19 protein-coding genes are annotated in these 20,517 nt (G+C 63.9%); 8 read left to right on the top strand and 11 right to left on the bottom strand.

Annotated elements, in window-relative coordinates; all coding sequences use genetic code 11:
* Positions 1-37: 37 nt before the first annotated feature.
* From IB267_RS08475 to IB267_RS08435, 9 genes are all read right to left on the bottom strand, one after another.
* Entirely contained in the window at positions 38-1,222 is a 1,185-nt protein-coding gene (locus IB267_RS08475; RefSeq protein ID WP_192447255.1) for an MFS transporter, read from the bottom strand.
* Between the two features lie 13 nt (positions 1,223-1,235).
* Entirely contained in the window at positions 1,236-1,940 is a 705-nt protein-coding gene (locus IB267_RS08470; RefSeq protein ID WP_192447254.1) for an NUDIX domain-containing protein, read from the bottom strand.
* A complete protein-coding gene (locus tag IB267_RS08465; protein WP_034795645.1) occupies positions 1,937-2,392 on the bottom strand; it encodes a DUF983 domain-containing protein in 456 nt (151 codons plus the stop codon). The genes IB267_RS08470 and IB267_RS08465 overlap by 4 nt, the downstream gene beginning before the upstream one ends.
* Positions 2,393-2,418: 26 nt before the next feature.
* On the bottom strand, positions 2,419-4,791 hold the full coding sequence (gene rnr, locus IB267_RS08460; RefSeq protein ID WP_192447253.1) for a ribonuclease R: 2,373 nt from the start codon (positions 4,789-4,791) through the stop codon (positions 2,419-2,421).
* 2 nt (positions 4,792-4,793) lie between these two features.
* Complete coding sequence (gene topA, locus IB267_RS08455) at positions 4,794-7,460, bottom strand: type I DNA topoisomerase (protein ID WP_192447252.1); 2,667 nt, start codon at positions 7,458-7,460, stop codon at positions 4,794-4,796.
* Positions 7,461-7,667: 207 nt separating this feature from the next.
* Positions 7,668-8,816: a DNA-processing protein DprA gene (gene dprA / locus IB267_RS08450; RefSeq protein ID WP_192447251.1), complete on the bottom strand. Its 1,149-nt coding sequence runs from the start codon at positions 8,814-8,816 to the stop codon at positions 7,668-7,670.
* Entirely contained in the window at positions 8,816-9,427 is a 612-nt protein-coding gene (gene plsY, locus IB267_RS08445; protein ID WP_192447250.1) for a glycerol-3-phosphate 1-O-acyltransferase PlsY, read from the bottom strand. Before plsY ends, dprA begins: the two co-directional genes overlap by 1 nt.
* Positions 9,428-9,457: 30 nt before the next feature.
* Positions 9,458-10,750, bottom strand: a complete 1,293-nt coding sequence (locus IB267_RS08440; protein WP_043614106.1) for a dihydroorotase — start codon at positions 10,748-10,750, stop codon at positions 9,458-9,460.
* Positions 10,747-11,688: an aspartate carbamoyltransferase catalytic subunit gene (locus IB267_RS08435; protein ID WP_043614107.1), complete on the bottom strand. Its 942-nt coding sequence runs from the start codon at positions 11,686-11,688 to the stop codon at positions 10,747-10,749. The genes IB267_RS08440 and IB267_RS08435 overlap by 4 nt, the downstream gene beginning before the upstream one ends.
* Positions 11,689-11,845: 157 nt before the next feature.
* Between IB267_RS08435 and IB267_RS08430 the strand changes: the two genes are divergently transcribed.
* On the top strand, positions 11,846-13,498 hold the full coding sequence (locus IB267_RS08430; RefSeq protein ID WP_192447249.1) for an acyl-CoA dehydrogenase family protein: 1,653 nt from the start codon (positions 11,846-11,848) through the stop codon (positions 13,496-13,498).
* Positions 13,499-13,522: 24 nt separating this feature from the next.
* Here the strand turns inward: IB267_RS08430 and IB267_RS08425 are convergent, their stop codons facing one another.
* Positions 13,523-14,458 carry an AEC family transporter gene (locus tag IB267_RS08425; protein ID WP_192447248.1) on the bottom strand — a complete coding sequence of 312 codons (936 nt, stop codon included), beginning with the start codon at positions 14,456-14,458 and terminating at the stop codon, positions 13,523-13,525.
* Between the two features lie 231 nt (positions 14,459-14,689).
* Here IB267_RS08425 and IB267_RS08420 point away from each other — a divergent pair, with 231 nt between their 5' ends.
* Positions 14,690-14,830, top strand: coding sequence for a hypothetical protein (locus tag IB267_RS08420; protein WP_089045732.1), 141 nt, complete (start codon positions 14,690-14,692; stop codon positions 14,828-14,830).
* A complete protein-coding gene (locus IB267_RS08415; protein WP_192447247.1) occupies positions 14,827-15,168 on the top strand; it encodes a DUF6105 family protein in 342 nt (113 codons plus the stop codon). The genes IB267_RS08420 and IB267_RS08415 overlap by 4 nt, the downstream gene beginning before the upstream one ends.
* On the opposite strand, the gene ruvX is transcribed toward IB267_RS08415, so the two are convergent.
* Positions 15,114-15,599 carry a Holliday junction resolvase RuvX gene (gene ruvX / locus IB267_RS08410; protein WP_043614114.1) on the bottom strand — a complete coding sequence of 162 codons (486 nt, stop codon included), beginning with the start codon at positions 15,597-15,599 and terminating at the stop codon, positions 15,114-15,116. The genes IB267_RS08415 and ruvX overlap by 55 nt on opposite strands.
* Before the next feature lie 81 nt (positions 15,600-15,680).
* On the opposite strand from ruvX, the gene IB267_RS08405 reads away from it, so the two are divergent.
* The 5 genes from IB267_RS08405 (at position 15,681) to IB267_RS08385 (ending at position 20,489) form a co-directional block, all read left to right on the top strand.
* Positions 15,681-16,385 (top strand): metal-dependent hydrolase, encoded by a 705-nt coding sequence (locus IB267_RS08405; protein WP_043614116.1) that lies wholly within the window; start codon positions 15,681-15,683, stop codon positions 16,383-16,385.
* Positions 16,386-16,494: 109 nt separating this feature from the next.
* Positions 16,495-16,782, top strand: coding sequence for an Asp-tRNA(Asn)/Glu-tRNA(Gln) amidotransferase subunit GatC (gene gatC / locus IB267_RS08400; protein ID WP_043614118.1), 288 nt, complete (start codon positions 16,495-16,497; stop codon positions 16,780-16,782).
* 50 nt (positions 16,783-16,832) lie between these two features.
* Positions 16,833-18,314, top strand: a complete 1,482-nt coding sequence (gene gatA, locus IB267_RS08395; RefSeq protein WP_192447246.1) for an Asp-tRNA(Asn)/Glu-tRNA(Gln) amidotransferase subunit GatA — start codon at positions 16,833-16,835, stop codon at positions 18,312-18,314.
* Between the two features lie 99 nt (positions 18,315-18,413).
* The gene (locus IB267_RS08390) at positions 18,414-18,905 is read left to right on the top strand and encodes a GNAT family N-acetyltransferase (RefSeq protein ID WP_192447245.1); all 492 of its coding nucleotides are present in this window, start codon (positions 18,414-18,416) and stop codon (positions 18,903-18,905) included.
* Between the two features lie 132 nt (positions 18,906-19,037).
* Positions 19,038-20,489: a diguanylate cyclase gene (locus IB267_RS08385; RefSeq protein WP_192447244.1), complete on the top strand. Its 1,452-nt coding sequence runs from the start codon at positions 19,038-19,040 to the stop codon at positions 20,487-20,489.
* The last annotated feature ends 28 nt before the right edge of the window (positions 20,490-20,517 follow it).

Genomic DNA, 20,517 nt, shown 5'->3' with positions numbered 1-20,517 from the left:
CAAGGTTGGCGCGAAACTACAAATCGCGGCCGAAAAGTCAAGACCGTTTTGGTTTCAAAACGATCCTGACCACCGAAAGCGCGACATAGAGACCGAAAAAGCCGGCGATCGCCCAGGCAAAGCCGTTGTTGCCGGTGGCGTCCATCGCCGCGCCGATCGCCTGCGGCCCAGCGACGGTACCGACGGCATAGGAAAACACGAAGGCCGCGTTGGCGGCCGCGAGATCCGCGCCCTGAAGCCGTGAGCCCAGGTGGCTAAGGCCGACCGTGTAGAGGCCGGAGACGCAGCCGCCCCAGAACAACAGCACGATTGCCATCAGGAACCAGCTCTCCACCAAGAGCGGCAGGAACAGCGCGCCGATGAGACCGATCAGCGTCATCGCCGAGAGCAGTGTGCGGCGGTCTTTCACCCTGTCGGAAAGCATGCCGACCGGTATCTGGAAGATGAAGTTGCCGACGCCCATGACCGTCAGCAGCAGCGCTGCCTGCGATTCGCTGAAACCGGACCGTGTTCCAAAGATGAGGAACAGCGAAAGGCCGCCTGATTCGACCGCGCCGAAGATGAAGACGGCGGCCGTTGCCGTGGGTACGAGGAAGATATAGCGCAGGAAATGCCGCTCCGGCTTCTCGTCGATGACAGGGCTTTCGTCGCGCGCAAGAAAGATCGGCACGGACGCCAACAGGATGACGCCGGCGCCGACGAGGAAGGGCAGGAGGCCTTCGCTGCCGAGGATCGAAAAGAGAAGCGGTCCGGTCAGGAACCCAAGCGACAGGAATGTGCCGTAGATCCCGAGCACGAAGCCGCGCTTGCGCGGCGGCGCCGTCGCGTTGATCCAGAACTCGGAGAGAATGAAGAGGACTGTGATCGCTCCGTGGAAGACGATCCGGAGCGGGAACCAGAGCCAGAAATTGGTGATGTAGTAAAAGCCGAGCGCGCTGGTGGCCGCGATCAGCACGGCCCAGAGCATCGTCGGCGCTACGCCATGTCGGTGAGCGAACTTCGTTGTGAACGGGGCAGCCACCATCGATGCCAGGCCCGCCATGGCGGAGTTAAGGCCGATGAGGGTCGAGGAAATCCCGCGCTTCTCCATGATGATGGAAAGCAGCGGCAGGCCGAGGCCGATGGCGATGCCGACCGCGCTGATGGCGGCGACGGCCGCGATCAGCGACCGCCAGTGAATTTCCTCAACCGGTGCAGCCGTACCGGGCGATGGCTGTGACATCTGACGCGGATCCTTAGAGCAATGTGCGCACGAAGCGCCCATGGCGCGAGGTGTAGAGCGGAACCGGTCGTTCGCAGGGCAGCGAAGGATCGGCGTCCAGTCCGTTCCGGAGGTCCGCGAGGATGACCGCGGTGATGTCAGGTATCCGTAGCGACGGCGTAGCGTTCACATCGATCCACTGCAAATCCTGAAGCTCCCGACTGTCCAGGAACCGCGTGGGATCGATTTCGGCCTCGTCGGCGAACACGGCGAAGAAGCGCGTATCGAACCGCCTCGCGTTGCCTGGAGGGGTGATGGCCCGAGCCATATAGCGCAACTTTGCAAGATCGGGAAGAAAGGGAACGGGAGCTTCGGCGGACGAAAGCGGCGCGCCTATGGCGATGCCGGCTTCCTCGTAGAGTTCACGCAGGGCCGCAAGCGCGAGCGCGCGCGCCCGGGCATCCGACAGCCCGCGCGCGCCGGCTACCTTCAGTGTTCGCAGGACGGAGGGATGGAGATCGGAACCGAAGCCAATTCGGTGATCGCCAGTATCGCGGCGTCCGCCGGGGAACACGTAGAGATCCGGCATGAAGGCGTGGGCACTATGGCGCCGCCCCATCAGCACGTGCACGCGGCCGCCAACGCGATCGAGCAGCATGATCGAAGCGGCATCCCGGGGCCGCAGGGTCGCGGGACGCGGAGGCTTGGGCTCGCTGCCCGTCTTCCGCGCCGACGTCATGCCCGTTCGTCCCTCGGCGGCAGTACGTCCTCAGGGGCATCCTCGTGTCCGCCGAAGCCATGCATCTTCAGCGCCCATTGCAGGCCGATGACGGCGCCCTTTACAGGCTGCAACAGCGCCAGCGAACTGATGACGGTGATCGGCGCCCATATGGCGAGATGCTGCCAGCTGTTGAGCGGCAAAATGAGGTCGGTCGCCATGTAGCCGGCAAGCACGAGGTGGCCGACGATGGTCACGACGATATAGGGCGGGAAGTCGTCGGCGCGGTGGTGGTCCATGCGCTCGCCGCAGGCCGCGCACGTCTCAACCGACTTGAGGTAGCTGCGAAACAGCTTGCCGCTGCCACATGCCGGACAGCGGCCAAGAAAGCCGCGCTTCATCGAAAGACCAACGGAGCGCTCGTCGCTTTTGGACCCGCCCAGATGAAGTGTTTCGCCTGATGCTGCTTTCATGTGCATTCCTCTGTCCTATCGGGACCCTATCGCCGGCCGCGCGGCGGCCGTGTTCCCGGCTTCTTCCGGGCGCCGGTGCGATCCCTGCGACCGGACTTGTGGAAGGAGCGCGTTGCCGTCGGCATCTTGCGTCCTTCGCTCTGCATCTCGAAGCGAAGCGCACCGGCAAGCGGCACGGCCTCGACGAGCTTGACGCGTACGGGATCGCCGAGGCGATAGCCGAGCCCGGTCTTCTCGCCGGAAAGCGCCTGATGCGCCTCGTCATAGATGAAGTAGTCGCGTCCGAGTGTTGATATCGGAACGAAGCCGTCGGCGCCATAGGCGGGCAGGGTGACAAAGAGTCCCGCCTTGGTGACACCGGAGACGCGGCCATCGAATTCTTCGCCGACGCGACCGTTGAGATGGTGCGCGATCAGCCGATCGACCGTGTCGCGCTCGGCCGCCATGGCACGGCGCTCGAAGGTCGAGATCTCGGCGGCGATATCGTCGAGCACCGCCTCTTCCTGCGGCGTCAGCCCGCCTTCGCCCAGACCGAGCGAGGCAACCAGCGCCCGGTGCACGATGAGGTCGGCATAACGGCGGATCGGCGAGGTGAAGTGCGCGTACTTCAAAAGGTTGAGGCCGAAGTGCCCGATGTTCTCCGGGCTGTAGATCGCCTGGCTCTGCGAGCGCAGCACCATCTCGTTGACCATGGTTTCGAAGGGCTTGCCTTCGGCCTTGGCGAGAATGCCGTTGAAGTGGTTCGAGCGCATGTTTCCGCCCTTGACGAGCGAGATGTCGAGCGTCGCGAGGAATTCGCGCAGGCTTTCCTGCTTGGCAAGCGACGGCTGGTCGTGCACGCGGTAGATGAGCGCCTGGCGCTTCTGCTCCAGCGTCTCGGCGGCGGCGACGTTCGCCTGGATCATCATTTCCTCGATCAGCCTGTGCGCGTCGAGGCGTTCGGGAACGAAGACACGGTCGACCGTACCGTCGGGTTTCAGGATGATCTTGCGCTCGGGCATGTTGAGCTCGAGCGGCTGGCGCCGGTCGCGGCCGCGCGTGAGGATGCGATAGCCTTCCCAGAGTGGCTTCAGGATCGTCTCGAGGATCGGCCCGGTCTTGTCGTCCGGATTGCCGTCGATCGCTGCCTGCGCCTGCTGGTAGGAGAGTTTTGCCGCACTCTTCATCATGATGCGATGGAAGGTATGGCCGGCCTTGCGGCCCTCCTTGGAGAAGCGCATGCGCACGGCAAGCGCCGGGCGGTCGACGCCTTCCTTGAGCGAGCAGAGATCGTTGGAGATGCGTTCCGGCAGCATCGGCACGACCCGATCGGGGAAGTAGACCGAGTTGCCGCGCTTCAGCGCTTCCAGGTCCAGAGCGGACTTCGGGCGCACGTAGTACGAGACGTCGGCAATTGCCACCGTGACGATGACGCCGCCGGGATTGTCTTCGGACGGATCCGGCTCCGCATAAACGGCGTCGTCATGGTCCTTGGCGTCGGCCGGATCGATGGTGATCAGCGGCAGCGAGCGCCAGTCCTCGCGGTGCGCCATGGTGGCCGGACCGGCGGCGTTGGCCTCCTCGATCACCCGCTCCGGGAAGACGTGGGGGATGCCATGGGCGTGGATGGCGATCATCGAGATCGCCTTTTCCGAGGCGACCGAACCGATGACGGTCTGCACCTGCGCGCGCGGAAGGCCGTAGCGGCCGAGCCGCGAAAGCTGCACCTCGACCAGGTCACCGTCCTGAGCATTGCCGGTGAACTCCGGATCAACCAGGATTTCCTCGCCGCGCTTTTCGATCGGCATCAGCCGTCCGCCGCCGCCGGGCGTCGAACGGAAGACACCGAGCACGGCATCCTTGCGCTTGTCCAGAACCTTGATGATGCGCGCCGTATAGGCAGGACCGCCACGCTCCTTGGCCGGGAAGATCTTGGCGAGCACCCGGTCGCCGAGACCGCCGACCGGAGCCTTGCCCTTACCCTTGGCGACGGCCGACTGCTTGATCAGCACCGCCGGCGCGACGCCGTCGTCGTCGAGCCATTCGGCCGGGCGGCCGATCAACTCGCCGTCGACATCGCGGATGGTGATGTCGAGCACGGTCACCGGGGGCAGGGCGCCCGGACGCACCAGCGACTTGCGCTTTTTTTCGACCATGCCGTCGATTTCCAGCGACTTCAGCAGGGCTTTCAGTTCGACGCGGGTCTCGCCCTTCAGCCCGAAGGCCTTGGCGATCTCGCGCTTGGAGGCGCGGTCCGGGTTTTCGGCGATGAAGCGCATCAGCACGTCACGCGGCGGGACCGCGCCGTGGATGATTGGTTCGCTTGGCTGGGCCGATCCGCCCTTTGCCGCGCGAGCTGGCTTCTTGCCCTGGCTTCTCTTGCCGGACTGTTCGGTCGGGTCGCGCGGTATTCTGGTCAAGGTCAGTCCTTCTTGGCCTTGGCGGCCGTCTTTGTTTTGCTCTTGGCGGGCGCCTTGGCCTTAGCCTTGGTCGCCTTGGCGCCGTCCTCGGACTTCGCCGCTGCCTTGGTCGTCTTGGCCTTGGTTGCCTTGCCCTTGGTCGTTCCGCCCTTGGCGGCACGCTCCGAGATCAGCACAAGTGCCTCCTCGACCGTCACCGACTGCGGATCCTTGCCCTTCGGCAGGGTGGCGTTGACCTTGCCCCAGTTGACATAGGGGCCGTAGCGGCCGTCGCGCACGGTGATCGGGCCACCATCGGGATGGTCGCCGAGTTCCTTGAGCGATGCGGCGGCGGTGCGGCCACGGCCGGCACCGGCCTTCGACTGCTTGTCGGCGAGAACCGAGACCGCGCGGTTGAGGCCGATCGAGAAGACGTCTTCGATCGATTCGAGATTGGCATAGGTGCCGTCATGCAGCACGAACGGTCCGTAGCGGCCAAGCCCGGTCGAGATCATCTTGCCGCTTTCCGGATGGGCACCGATATCGCGCGGCAGCGACAGCAGGGCGACCGCCTTCTCGTGGTCGATCGTCGACGGCGTCCAACCCTTCGGCAGGCTTGAGCGCTTGGCTTCCTTGCCGTCGCCACGCTGGACGTAGGGGCCGAAGCGGCCGCTCCGGAGCGTGATTTCCTCGCCGGTATGCGGATCCTTGCCGAGCGCCTGCGGTTCGTTCGAAACGGCGGCCTCCTCGCCGTTGCTCTCGGAGGAGAGTTGGCGGGTGAAGTTGCACTCCGGATAGTTCGAGCAGCCAACGAAGGCGCCGTACTTGCCGAGCTTCAGAGACAGCTTGCCGGTGCCGCAGACCTGGCAGATGCGCGGGTCGCCACCGTCTTCGCGCTTCGGGAAAACCAGAGGCGCGAGCTCTTCGTTCAGCGCGTCGAGCACGTTGGTGACGCGCAGTTCCTTGGTTTCCTCGATCTGGGCGAAGAAGTCCTTCCAGAAGTCGCGCAGAACGTCCTTCCAATTGACCTCGCCGGCGGAGACCTGGTCGAGCTTTTCTTCGAGCGACGCCGTGAAGTCGTAGCCGACGTAACGGGTGAAGAAGCTTTCGAGGAACGCCGTCACCAGCCGCCCCTTGGCCTGGGGGATGAGCTTGCGCTTGTCGTTGGTGATGTAGTCGCGGTCGAGCAGGGTGGTGACCGTCGCGGCATAGGTGGACGGCCGGCCGATGCCGAGCTCTTCCATCTTCTTGATCAGGCTTGCTTCGGAATAGCGCGGCGGCGGCTCGGTGAAGTGCTGCGAGGCGTTGATCTTCTGCTTGGCGAGGTTCTCGCGAGCATTGATCTCCGGCAGGCGGCCGTCGTCTTCGCTGTCGTCCGTCTGCTCGCCGTCTTCCTTGGCATCCGTATAGGCGGCGATGAAGCCGTCGAAGCGGATGACGGAACCCGTGGCGCGCAGGCCGGCCTTCTGGCCGCCGTTGTCGGCGGTGATTTCAGCCGTTGTGCGCTCGATCTCGGCGGATGCCATCTGGCTGGCGATGCCGCGCTTCCAGACGAGGTCGTAGAGCCTGAGCATGTCGCCATCGAGGAAGCGGCGGACCTCATCCGGCGTGCGGTTGAAATCGGTCGGGCGGATGGCTTCGTGCGCTTCCTGGGCGTTCTTCGCCTTGGTCGAATAGAAGCGCGGCTTTTCCGGTAGATAGCGGTCGCCGAACTGGCTGGCGATCGCAAGGCGCGAGGCTTCGATCGCTTCCGGCGCCATCTGCACGCCGTCGGTACGCATATAGGTGATCAAACCGACCGTCTCGCCGCCGATGTCGACGCCTTCATAGAGCTTCTGCGCGACCTGCATGGTGCGCGAAGCGGAGAAGCCGAGCTTGGAGGAGGCGGCCTGCTGCAGTGTTGAGGTGGTGAAAGGCGGCGACGGGTTGCGCTTGACCGGCTTTGCTTCGATGCTATCGACCACATAGGCGGCGCCATCGAGCAGGGTCTTGAGACGATTTGCTTCTTCGCCGTTGCCGACAGCCTTCGGCGCAAGACGCTTGCCATCGGCCGAAACGAGACGCGCCTCGAACTCGTCCCCGCGCGGCGTCTTCAAGAGCGCCGAGATATTCCAGTACTCCTCGGAGATGAAGCGCTCGATCTCGTTTTCACGATCGCAGACGAGGCGCAGCGTCACCGACTGCACGCGGCCAGCCGAGCGGGCACCCGGCAGCTTGCGCCAGAGCACCGGCGAGAGGTTGAAACCGACGAGATAGTCGAGTGCGCGGCGCGCCAGGTAAGCGTCGACCAGCGAGGTGTCGATGTCGCGCGGATGAGCGATCGCTTCGAGAACGGCCTTTTTCGTGATGGCGTTGAAGGCTACGCGCTTGACCGGCTTGTCGCCGAGCACCTTCTTCTTCTTCAGAAGGTCAAGTACGTGCCAGGAAATCGCTTCACCTTCGCGATCCGGGTCGGTTGCGAGAATGAGGCCGTCAGCGGATTTGACCGCGTCGGCGATGTCCTTCATGCGTTTCGCCGAGGCACTGTCGACTTCCCAGGACATCTCGAAGTCTTCGTCGGGACGGACCGAACCGTCCTTCGCCGGCAGGTCGCGCACGTGACCAAACGAAGCCAGTACCTTGTAGCCGGGGCCCAGGTACTTGTTGATCGTCTTTGCCTTGGAAGGCGATTCCACCACTACAACATTCATCGTCATTTTCTGAGACAACCGGTCCTGGTTCGGCGTCAGCGCCGTTTGCGCCGTACTTCGCCTGATATCGACGCCCCGAAATGGACAGGGATTCGAACGGGGTCAAGGGGGTTCGCCCAAAATAACGATGAGAGCAGACTATGCAACTCATGCAGGATTGGGTCGTTTCCGCCCTCAGAAAAGGTTGGTGCGCCGTCAGGCCAGTCCTCATTCCGTTGCTGCCACGGACACCAAACCGCCGGGATGGCGATGGAGGCGGCCGGCAAGATCAAGCTCCAGCAACAGCAGATAGACCTGCGCCGGCGAAAGCCCGGTGTGGCGGACGATATCGTCAATCTCGACCGGCGTCGGGCCGAGCGCGGTGCTGACCGCGGCGCGGTCGCCGTCGCTCGCGCTCGCCGGAACACCAGCCCGCGCCTGACCATCCGGTTCCCGCACGCCCGGCAGCGGCAGCTCCAGCTGGCTGAGTGGCGCCAGCGCCTCGATCACGTCATCCGGGCCGGTCGTGACGATCGCGCCCTGTTTCAGGAGATCGTTGGTGCCATGGCAGCGCGGATCGAGCGGCGAGCCGGGAACCGCAAAAACGAGCCGGCCGAAATCGGCGGCGTAGCGCGCGGTGATGAGCGAGCCGGAGCGGTGCGCGGCCTCGACGATCGCAACGCCGAGGCTGATGCCGGCGATCAGCCGGTTGCGGCGCGGAAAGTCGCGCGCCCGTGGCTCCCAGCCGAAAGGCATTTCGCTGATCGCGAGGCCCCGACCAGCCGTGATTTCTTCGAGCAGGCCGACGTTCTCGGGCGGATAGGGACGGTCGAGCCCGCCGGCAAGGGCTGCGATGGTACCGGTATCGAGGCTGGCGCGATGGGCGGCCGTGTCGATGCCGCGCGCAAGGCCCGAGGTCACGACATAACCGGCGCGACCGGCGTCGCGCGCGATCATCGCCGCGAACTTCGCGCCGCTGACCGAAGCGTTGCGTGAACCGACGATGCCAAGCGACGGGCGGGCAGCCGCGCCGAGATCGCCTTTCATCGCAAGGAGAGGAGGAGCGCCGTCGATCTGCCGCAGCGCCGAGGGATAGGCCGTTTCGCCAATGCCGACGAAGACGGCGCCGTGGCGTCGTGCCGCCTCCAGTTCCCGTTCGGCTTCGGCGATGGATGCCACGCGATAGCTATGTTTGGTGCCGCCGCGCCGCGACAGTTCCGGCAGGGCATCGAGTGCGTTTTCGGCAGTGCCGAAATGGTTGATCAGGTCGCGGAAGGCGATGGGGCCGACATTGTCGCTACGGATCAGCCGGAGCCAGGATATTTTCTGTCGTTCGGTCAGCGCCACTCCGGTTCGTCCTGCGCTGGCCTCAGACATTATCCCTTGTCTCCGATCTTGCTTTCCGTGCCGGCAAGCAGCCGCTGTATGTTGGCGCGGTGCTTTACCCAGGTGATGACCGTCATGGCGGCAAAGAGGAGGGCGACCTTCTCGTTGCCTACCGCGTAAAGTAGAACCGGGATGATAGCCGTTGCAACCAGTGCGGACAATGAGGAGTAGCGGCTGATTTTCGCCATGCCGAGCCAGATGACCGCAAAGGCGAGCACCATCAGAGGAGCAAGGCCGAGCAGCACGCCGATATAGGTCGCGACGCCCTTGCCGCCCTTGAAGCCAAGCCAGACCGGGTAGAGATGGCCGATGAAGGCGGCAAAGCCTGCGGCAATTCCGGCCTCGATGCCCCAGTAGGATGCGATGAAGGCTGCGGCCGAGCCTTTCAGGGCATCGAGCAACAGCGTCGCGGCAGCAAGCTTCTTGTTGCCGGTTCGCAGCACATTGGTCGCGCCGATATTGCCGGAGCCGATCTTGCGCACGTCGCCGAGCCCGGCCATGCGGGTCAGGATCAATCCGAACGGGATCGCGCCGAGCAGATAGCCGAAGGCAAGACTTAGAAGCGTAGAGGGCAGCCCAAGCTGCCAGGACAATAGTTCCACCGGTTCCCCTCCCGCGCGATCGCTTTCGGCTTAGGCCGAATGCACCAGCTTGCCGGCAACATAGGTTTGCACGACCCGCCCGGTAAAGCGCGCATTTTCAAACGGCGTGTTCTTGGAGCGAGAAACGATCGCCTCTTCGTAAAGCACCCAGGGCTCGTCGAGATCGAGGACGGTGATGTCCGCCTTGGCGCCGGGTTTCAGCGTACCGGCATCGAGACCGAAGATCGCCGCCGGACGCGTCGACATCGCGTCGATCAGGCGCATCAGCGGCACCTGGCCGCTATGATGCAGGCGAAGCGCGGCCGCGGCCAGCGTTTCCAGGCCGATCGCGCCATCGGCGGCATCGGCAAAGGGCAACCGCTTGGTATCGACGTCCTGCGGGTCGTGCGAGGAAACGATGATATCGATCGTGCCGTCGGCGAGCGCCTCGGCCATGCCGACCCGATCGTCTTCGCTGCGCAACGGCGGCGAAAGCTTGAAGAAGGTCCGGTACTCGCCGATGTCGTTCTCGTTCAGCGCCAGATTGTTGATCGATACGCCGCAGGTGACATTGGCGCCACGCTCGCGTGCGGTGCGGATTGCGGCTGCCGATTCGGGAACCGAGATCTGGGCGGCGTGATAGGCCGCACGCGTCAGCCCGGCGATGCGCAGGTCGCGCTCGAGCGGAATGATCTCCGCTTCGCGCGGGATGCCGGAAAGGCCGAGCCAGCTGGCAAGCAGGCCTTCGTGCATGACGCCGTTGGCGCCGAGATATTTGTCGCGCGTTTCAAGGGCGATGACGGCGCCGAATTCGCGGGCATAGGTCATGGCGCGGCGCAGGACCAGCGTGTCGTGGATCGAGCGGCGGCCATTGGTGAAGCAGACGGCACCCGCTTCGCGAAGCAGACCGAACTCGGTCATTTCTTCGCCGGCGAGGCCCTTGGTCAGCGCTGCGGCCGGGTGCACGTTGACGAGCGCCTTGTCGCGCGCCGTCTTCTTCACATATTCGACGAGTGCGATGTCGTCGATGACGGGATCGGTCTCCGGCATGGCGATGAAGGTGGTGACCCCGCCGGCAGCGGCCGCCCGCGACGCGGACTCGAAGGTCTCGCGGTGCTCGCTGCCCGGTTCGCCGACGAAGACGCGGGCATCGACGAGGCCCGGGACAGCGGTGAGCCCGGCGCAGTCCTTGACGAAGGCTCCATCCGGCGCGCCCTGGTTCTGGGCATCGGCACCGGCGGCAAGGATATGCCCGTCGTCGCCGACGATGATGGTGCCGACTTCATCGAGATTGCGCGAGGGATCGACGATGCGAAGGTTCTTCAGAACGAGTGGTCTGGTCATGTGCGCGGCCCCTGGTTCTGCGAGAGAAGCAGCGTTTCCATCACTGCCATGCGCACGGCAACGCCCATCTCAACCTGCTGTTCGATCACGCTCTGCGGCCCGTCGGCGATTTCCGAGGCGATCTCGACGCCGCGGTTCATCGGCCCCGGATGCATGACAAGTGCATCCTCCTTGGCCGCCTTCAGCTTTTCCGCATCGAGCCCGTAGTAGTGGAAGTATTCGCGCACGGACGGCACGAAGGACCCGGCCATGCGCTCGCGCTGCAGGCGCAGCATCATGACGACATCCGCATCCTTCAGGCCCTCGGCCATCGAATGGTAGACCTCGACGCCCATGTCGGCGATGCCGGAAGGAAGCAGCGTTGCCGGTGCGACGACGCGGACGCGTGCGCCCATCTGGTTGAGGAGCAGAATGTTGGAGCGCGCCACACGCGAGTGCAGCACGTCGCCGCAGATGGCGACGATGATGCGCGAGAGCTTGCCCTTGGCGCGGCGGATCGTCAGCGCGTCGAGCAGCGCCTGCGTCGGGTGCTCGTGCTGGCCGTCGCCGGCGTTGACGACGGAGCAGGAGACTTTCTGCGCGAGAAGGGCGGCAGCACCCGCCGACGAATGGCGCACGACCAGCACATCGGGGTGCATGGCGTTCAGCGTCATCGCCGTGTCGATCAGCGTTTCTCCCTTCTTTACCGAGGAGTTGCCGACCGACATGTTCATCACGTCGGCGCCAAGGCGTTTGCCGGCAAGCTCGAAGGAAGACTGCGTTCGGGTCGAGGCCTCGAAGAAGAGGTTGATCTGCGTCAGACCCCGAAGCGTCGACGTCTTCTTTTCTCTTTGACGGGAGATTTGGACGGCTTCATCGGCGCGATCGAGCAGATAGGTGATATCCTGCTCCGTAAGCCCCTTGATGCCGAGCAGGTGGCGATGCGGGAAAGTGATCATGGGCCGCCCTTGCACTCTGGAAATGTGGTCGCTCTATAAGACCTGGTCCCCGGCACGGCAAGGCTTGGGCGTGCCCGTCCGCAGAAAACTTGCAACGGCGATCCTATCTTTTCTGCGCCCCGTTCCGTGGTCGAGAAACTTGCGCTAGAACCGGCCCATGAATCAGATGAACCGGACTGAACAGAAACTCGCCGAGCTGAACCAGCCCAAGCCCTGGTCCGGCGTCAACGCCTATCGTTCCGATCCGCTCGTGGTCGACATCACCTCGGGCATGAGCAAGACGTTGCGCGACGAGTTCGATGTGCTCGGCCGCTACGTCACCTCGCCGGAGGCGCAGGAACTGGCGCGCATGGCGAACGAAGGTCCGCCGAAGCTGAAGACCCACGGGCCGCGCGGCGAGCGTCTCGATGTCGTCGAGTTCCACCCGGCCTGGCATGCGCTGATGCGCCGCTCGATGTCCTCGGGCCTGCACGCGTCCGCCTGGGAAAATCTGCCGGACGAGCGCAACCAGTCGCATAAAGTCCGTGCGATCCGCTTCTATCTGACGGCGCAGCTCGAATGCGGCCATCTTTGCCCGCTGACGATGACCAGCGCGTCGCTGGCCGCGATCACCGCCTCGCCGGCGGTGCAGAAGGAGTGGGCGCCGAAAATCCTGTCGCGCAAATACGATTCCACCAACCGTCCGTGGATGCAGAAGTCTGCCGTCACGGTCGGCATGGGCATGACCGAGAAGCAGGGTGGCACCGACGTGCGCGCCAACACCTCGACCGCCGAACGGGTGGGCGAGGGGATCTATCGGCTGAATGGCCACAAGTGGTTTATGTCGGCGCCTATGAGCGACGCTTTCGTCATGCTGGCGCAGACCCGCGAAGGCCTTGCCTGCTTCCTGGTGCCGCGTCTGCTTGAGGACGGCAGCGCCAACGGCCTGCGGTTCCAGCGGCTGAAGGACAAGCTCGGCAACCGCTCCAATGCATCTTCCGAGGTCGAGTTCTCCGACACGTTCGGCTTCATCCTCGGCGCGCCGGATGCCGGCCTCCGCACGATCCTCGACATGGTAACGCTGACGCGGCTCGACTGTGCGCTCGCCTCCGCCGGCATGATGCGCGCTTCGCTTGCCGAAGCCGTGCATCATACGCGCGGCCGTAAGGTTTTCGGCAAGCCGCTCGTCAGCCAGCCGATGATGACGCGGGTGCTTGCCGACATGGCGCTCGACGTCGCCGCTGCAAGTGCGCTTTCGTTCCGCCTGGCCGAAGCCTTCGACAGGGCCCGCAGTAGCGCGGAAGACGCGGCCTATGCGCGGATCATGACGCCGGTTGCGAAATACTGGGCCTGCAAGATCGCGCCGGCACTGATCTATGAGGCGATGGAGTGCCTGGGTGGCAACGGCTATGTGGAAGAGCGTGCACTGGCGCGCCACTACCGCGAAGCGCCAGTGAACGCCATCTGGGAAGGCTCCGGCAACGTCATGGCGCTGGATGTGCTGCGGGTTCTCGCCAAGGGCAAGGACCTGTTCGAGCAGCTCTTCGTCGTGCTGGCGCGCGATCTCGGCCCGTCCGGCCGCAAGACCATCGACGTGCTGCGCGCGGCCATGTTGCTGTGCGAACGCGATGAAGGTGCCGCCCGCATGCTGGTCGAACAGCTGGCGCTCGCTGCCGCTGCCGCCGAGCTCTACCGTCTCGGTGCCGGTCGCATTGCCGATGCGTTCCTGGAATCACGCCTGGCCGCTGGCTGGCGCTCGACCTACGGCATGCTCGATTCGCGCTTCGATTCCGCCTACATCCTCGACCTTCTCTATCCCCCTGCGGCGTAAGCCTTCAGCCCCCCCGTGACGTCGTCAGTTGCTCGCGACGGAGGCGGTGAGAAGAAGGACGAGCGGTATCGTGAAGAACGAAACCACGGTCTGAACGGTGGCAACGGCCGCATAGAGCTCGGCGTCGCCACCCATCTGTTTGGCGAGCAAATAGCCGTTCATCGCCGTCGGTACCGCCGCGCCAAGGGCAACAACGAGAAGCGCGTCGCCACGAATGCCGAGTAGGTAGCTGGCGCTCACCATGAAGACCGGCATGACGATCAGCTTGAGGAAGACGGCAAGCAGCGCGACGGCGCTTGGTTTGAGCGCGTCCGATGCCCGTAACCCGGCGCCGACCATCACCAGCCCGAGACTGAGCGACGCGCTCGCCAGCATCTCGATGGTGGCCATCAGCGGGCTGTAGATCTTCAGTCCGATCAGGTTGACGAAAATTCCGAGCACCGAAGACACGATGATCGGATTGGTGGCGATTCGCATGAAGAAGCGGCGAAAGTCACGGCTGCCGCCCGTGAACCAGACAAGCACGGCAATATTGTAGAGATTGGTCGGGATGATCAGGAGCGTCATCAAGAGCGCGGTCAGTGTCAGGCCGAGTTGCCCGTAGAGTTTGTGGGCGATCGCAAGCGCCATGAAGCCGTTCCACCGTGTCGCCGTCTGGAACGTCGAGGTGAAGGACGCCGCGGAAACCTTGCGGTTTCTAAGCATAGGCCAAAGCAGGAGCACGAAAAGCGACATCAGGCTGACGCTGCCGATCGTGGCGATGGCCGTTGCGTCCGCCTGCAATCCGGTGAAATTGGCCTCAGCCAGGGTCGAGAACAGGAGGGCAGGGAACAGGATGAAGTAGCCGAACTGTTCCAGCCCCAGCCAAAGGTTCTGGTCGACAAGCGTCGAGCGCTTGAGCCAGGCGCCGAGCAGAACCAGCAGGAAGACGGGGAGGATGCTTTCGAAGACGATAGTCATGGGGAGGGCCTGCGTGCGAGAGCCCTATCGCTACCGCAAATTTCCGCAAACCGGAATGTCTTGCCGCACGGGAAATGCGGGGAAGGGCTTATCCAGGCCCGATTGCGGGCGCGTCCCTGTGAAAATTAACCTTAACAAATGGTTTACGTTGCGCAGGCCCCCGTAAGGGCGGAGATTGATCCGGCATTTTAATGGATTCCGGAATGGAGCGGTTCGGTGAGAACTGGTCTTATGATCATCATGATGATGTTTTTTGCCGGACTGGCGCTAGATATCGCAGTTCCCGCGATGGTTCTCGTGGCCGTCGTCCTGGCAGACCGCGCAATTTATCCCGTCGTCTTTCGGCAGATCTCGGAAAGGGGAGCCGCATGAAGTGGTTTCTGATCCTTTGGGGCGGACCGGTCCTTCTGCTGACGGGCTGGTACAGTCTCTCGTACTACGACATGAGCTTCGGCTTTTTCATGCTGACGCGCCAAACCCATGATCTGGTGTTCCAGATCTACGGCAACGTCCTCGGCATTCCACCGGAATCGATCCCGCCGCTCGTCGCGCGCGCGATCGTCGTCGACAGCCTCATCGTTTTTGCCATCATCGGCTTTCGCAAGCGCCGCCAGATCGCGGCCTGGTATCACCGCCGCTTCGGCGCCACGGCCCCTCAGTCCGAGAGGCCGTCTCTTGCCAGCGACGCCAGCCTGTCGAGCGCACCCTGAAGAATGAAGGATGCGGCAGCCGAATCGATGCGTTCGGCCCGCTTGCGTCGCGACACATCCATCTCGATCAGCACCCGCTCGGCCGCGACCGTCGACAGCCTTTCATCCCAGAAGATGAAGGGCAGGGGCGTCTTCTGTTCCATGTTGCGCACGAAGGCGCGGGTCGCCTGACAGCGCGGTCCTTCGGTGCCGTCCATGTTGACCGGCAGGCCGATGACGAAGGCCGCGATCTTTTCTTTGTTCCCTGCCGAGAGCAGCGCCTCCGCGTCCACGCCGAACTTGACCCGGCGGATCACCTCGCGCGGGGTCGCAAAGCGACGGCCCAGATCGGAGACCGAGAGGCCGATCGTTTTCGTGCCGAGGTCGAGACCCGCGATCGCCTGGTTCGGCTGTAGCTGGGCTGCGAGTTCTTCGATGGTGAGAATTGCCATGGGATTGTCGATTCGATCTTTGCGCGGAGAGTTGTCTGATCCATATGCTGTTGCGACAGACAAATCATCAGGGAGATCGTCATGAAGATCAAATGGCTCGGCCATGCCGCCTTTCACATCGAAACGGCAAAGTCCAAAATCCTGATCGACCCCTTCTTTACCGGCAATCCTGCCTTCCGCGATGAGGAGCGCCGGGACGCGACCGCCGGGCTCACCCACATTCTCCTGACCCATGGTCACGGCGACCATGTCGGCGACACCATTGCGATCGCCAAGGAGACGGGCGCAACGGTTGTTGCCAATGCCGACCTGGCCGCCTGGCTCGGCCGGCATGGCGTCAAGGCGCTGGAAATGGGCAACACCGGCGGCACGATCCAACTCGGCAGTTTCTCGACGACTTTTGTCAACGCGCTGCATTCGTCGGCGCAGCTGACCGAGGACGGCGTCTCGCACTCGCTCGGCAATGCCAACGGCCTGGTGCTGCATTTCGAGGACGAGCCGACGCTCTATCACATGGGCGACACGGACATCTTTTCCGACATGGCGCTGATCAACGAGCTGCATCAGCCGGAGATCGGCATCGTGCCGATCGGTGATCGTTTCACCATGGGCGGGGCGGTTGCGGCACTCGCCTGCCAGCGCTTCTTCTCGTTCTCGACGGCGATCCCCTGCCATTACGGCTCGTTCCCGATCATCGACCAGACGCCGGAAACCTTCGTTGCCGGCATGGAAAGTGCATCGACGAAGGTGGCGACGCCACAGGTCGGCGGCGTCGTCGCCGTGTGATGTTGCGCCGGGCCTTTTGACGAGAGGCCCGGTCCTCCGGCAATTCCCCCGTTGCGTGGCTCGCCCTGCGCCATTATAGCGGGGGAAGTTCCAGTTACCGGAGACGATCATGTCCGTAGACCTTGCCACCGTGAAGCGCGTCGCGCGCCTTGCCCGTATCGCCGTTAGCGAAGAAGAAGCCGAACGGATGATGGGCGAGCTCAATGGCATCCTCGGTTTCGTTGAGCAGCTCTCCGAAGTGAATGTCGAAGGCGTCGAGCCGATGACCTCGGTCACGCCGATGGATATGAAGAAGCGGACGGACACCGTGACGGACGGCAACAAGGCCGACGACATCGTTGCCAATGCGCCGAATTCCGATCGCAATTTCTTCCTCGTTCCGAAGGTGGTCGAGTAATCTCTCGCCAGCCGCCCCGACGTTTCTGATTGCGAAAGCCAGATTTTACCATGACCGACCTTACCAGCCTGACGATTGCCGAAGCCCGCGCCAAGCTCGCCGCCAAGGACATCACCGCCGTCGAACTGACCGACGCCTATCTCGGCGCGATCGATGCCGCCAATGAGGCGATCAACGCCTACATCGCCGTCACGCCCGAAAAGGCGCGCGAGATGGCCAAGGCCTCGGATGCGCGTATCGCCGCCGGCAAGGCCGGTGCGCTTGAAGGCATCCCGCTCGGCATCAAGGACCTCTTCGCCACCGAAGGCGTGCACACCCAGGCATGCAGCCACATCCTCGACGGATTTGCGCCGCGCTACGAATCGACCGTTACTCAGAACCTCTGGAACGACGGCGCCGTCATGCTCGGCAAGCTGAACATGGACGAGTTCGCCATGGGCTCGTCGAACGAGACCTCCTACTACGGCGCGGTCAAGAACCCGTGGCGCGCCAAGGGCTCGAACCTCGATCTCGTACCTGGCGGCTCCTCGGGCGGCTCTGCAGCGGCCGTCGCCGCGCATCTCTGCGCGGGTGCGACCGCTACCGATACGGGTGGCTCGATCCGCCAGCCTGCCGCCTTCACCGGCACCGTCGGCATCAAGCCGACCTATGGCCGTTGCTCGCGCTGGGGCACTGTCGCCTTCGCCTCGTCGCTCGACCAGGCCGGCCCGATCGCCCGTGACGTGCGCGACGCCGCAATCCTCCTGAAGTCGATGGCAAGCGTCGACGTGAAGGACACGACCTCGGTTGATCTGCCGGTGCCGGATTACGAAGCCGCGATCGGCCAGTCGATCAAGGGCATGAAGATCGGCATTCCGCGCGAATACCGCGTCGACGGCATGCCGGAAGAGATCGAAGCGCTGTGGCAGCAGGGCATTGCCTGGCTGAAGGAAGCCGGTGCCGAGATCGTCGACATCACTCTGCCGCATACGAAATACGCGTTGCCGGCCTACTACATCGTCGCTCCGGCCGAAGCCTCCTCGAATCTTGCCCGCTACGACGGCGTTCGCTACGGCCTGCGCGTCGACGGCAAGGACATCGTCGACATGTATGAAAAGACGCGTGCCGCCGGCTTCGGCCACGAAGTCAAGCGCCGTATCATGATCGGCACCTACGTGCTTTCGGCCGGCTACTACGACGCCTACTATCTGCAGGCGCAGAAGGTGCGCACGCTGATCAAGCGCGACTTCGAACTGGCGTTCCACGCCGGCGTCGACGCCATTCTGACGCCGGCAACGCCGTCGTCCGCCTTCGGTATTGCCGACGAGGATCTCGCATCCGATCCGGTGAAGATGTACCTCAACGACATCTTCACGGTGACGGTCAACATGGCCGGCCTCCCGGGCATCGCCGTTCCCGGTGGCCTCGACCACAAGGGCCTGCCGCTTGGCCTGCAGCTGATCGGCAAGCCGTTCGAGGAAGAGACGCTGTTCAAGACGGCGCATGTGATCGAACAGGCGGCCGGCCGCTTCACCCCCACCAAGTGGTGGTAATCTCTTGAAGGGCGGCACCCACGGTGCCGCCCTTTCCACTTCTGCCGCCTGCTTCTGCTGCATTGATCGCCACTCTTGTCGCGGAAGGAGACCTGCGCCGTGCCCGTCATCCGCCATGCCCGCGCCGGCGACGTTGAAAGGCTGGCCGAAATCGGCCTTGGGGCCTGGCAATCGGCAATCGCAGGCCTTGCCGATGGCGAAAAGATGCGGCGCGTTGCCGAGGCCGCATTTCTCCGTTTTCTGTCCGATCACTGGCTTTCCGTTTTGCTCGTCGAAGGCGAAGGCGCCATCGGCGGATGGTGCGCGCGAGAGAACTTCGACAATGCGATCTCCGATCTGTGGATCGAGCCGCAGCTCCAGGGCAGGGGCTTCGGCGCGCTGTTGCTCGGCGAGATCGAACATCGCATTGCTGCGGATGGATTCGACGCCGTCACCACCAAGACACACGCGCGAAATGACCGCGCCGTGCGCTTCTTCCGCAATCACGGTTATGGCGTGAGTTGGCTGTCGACCGCCTATGCGCCACAACTCGACAGCGACGTTGCCTTCATCGGCCTGAGCAAATCCCTGGAGCAGCCCCCGGGTCCCTGACACCCCGCCGCCCTATGCATGGCAGCCGCGCGCAAAGCGGGCTGGCCTATTCACACCGCATTCATTAGGTCCATGAAATATTATGGGGTATGACGTGGTGGTGGGGCACCGCAAGGGGGACGCTTGTTGCAGATGCTGGATAAAACGGTTCCGCGACCGTTGGTTCTGAAACCTTTCCACCATTCGTTTTGGCTTGCCGGCCTGGGCGTGATCGTCTTCACCGCCTGCGTGCTCGGCATCTTGAGCCGCCCTGTCGGCATGCTGGCCTCGATCTGGCCGGCAAATGCGATCCTGCTCGGCCTGCTGATCAGAAGACCGTCGCTTGCCAGCCCGTCTGGATGGTTGACGGCGGCACTGGCCTACGTACTTGCGGACCTGGTGACCGGTGCGGATCTCTATGAAGCCGCGGCGCTGAATACGGCGAACATGGTCGGCGTCGTCATCGGTTTCCTGCTCTATCGCCGCTTTTCGCCTGAGCACCGGCATCTGCGCCGGGCGCGCTCGGTGCTTTATATGTTCGCGGCATCCTCCCTGGCGGCGATGGGCGCCTCGCTCGTTGGAGCGGTTGCGGTTCAGCTGTCGTTCGGCACGCCGGCCACTGAAGCATTCGTCGCCTGGCTCACCACCGAGCTGGTCAATTATGTCGTGCTGCTTCCGGTGTTCCTGGCTGCGCCGCTTCCGGAAGACAGTTTGCGGTCCCGTGGCGCGCGCGTGGCGTCGTCGGTGGCCCCGGCTTCAGCGACTGCCTGGCCGTTCGTCTTCCTGGTTCTGTCCTGCGCTGCGGCGCTCTTCGTCGGCGGGCCGGGCGCTTTCGCCTTCCCGGTGCCGGCGCTCTTATGGTGCGCGCTCAGTTATGGTCTGTTTCCGGTGACGATCCTGACGGCGATCGTTTGCGTGTTGACGCAGATTGCCGTTGCCTCCGGCGCGCTGCACCTCGGCGTCAGCGGCGTTGCCGAGGAAACGCTCACCTCGACCCGGCTGGGAACGACCCTGCTTGCGCTCTGCCCGCTGGCGGTCGCCAGCGTCGATGCCGCACGACGGGCGCTGATTGGGCGCCTGTCCCATGCGGTCGATTATGATTTTCTGACCCAATGTCTGGCGCGCGCGACCTTCATGGCGCGCGCGGCCGCGCTGATCGCAGCGCCGGTCGCCCGAAAAGGCGGAACGGTGGTGATGATGCTCGACATTGACTGCTTCAAGGCGATCAATGACACCTATGGTCATGCCGTCGGCGATCAGGTGCTGATTTCGGTTGCCGGCGTCGTTCGCGCGGCACTGCGCGGTGACGATCTCGTCGGCCGGCTTGGCGGCGAAGAGTTCGCCGTTGTGCTGGTTCGGCAATCCCCGACCGATGCGCTCAAAGTTGCCGAGCGGCTGCTTGAGGCCGTGCGGGCGCTTCATATCGATCTGGAGCAGGGCGGAAGCATCGCCGTCACCATCAGCATCGGCGCTGCCGAAGTCATGACCCGCGACACCGGCCTCGACGGCTTGCTGCTTGCGGCCGACCGCGCGCTCTACCAGGCGAAGGCTGCGGGCCGCGACCGCGTGCAATGCGCGGCCCCGTCGAGCGCTCACGCCACGTAAGTCGCTTTCCGTTAAGTAAAGTGCGCAT

Source organism: Ensifer sp. ENS09, from assembly GCF_014852425.1.
Lineage (GTDB): Bacteria > Pseudomonadota > Alphaproteobacteria > Rhizobiales > Rhizobiaceae > Ensifer.
Note: the sequence above shows the minus strand (reverse complement) of the source record. Positions and strands in the feature narration are given on the sequence as shown.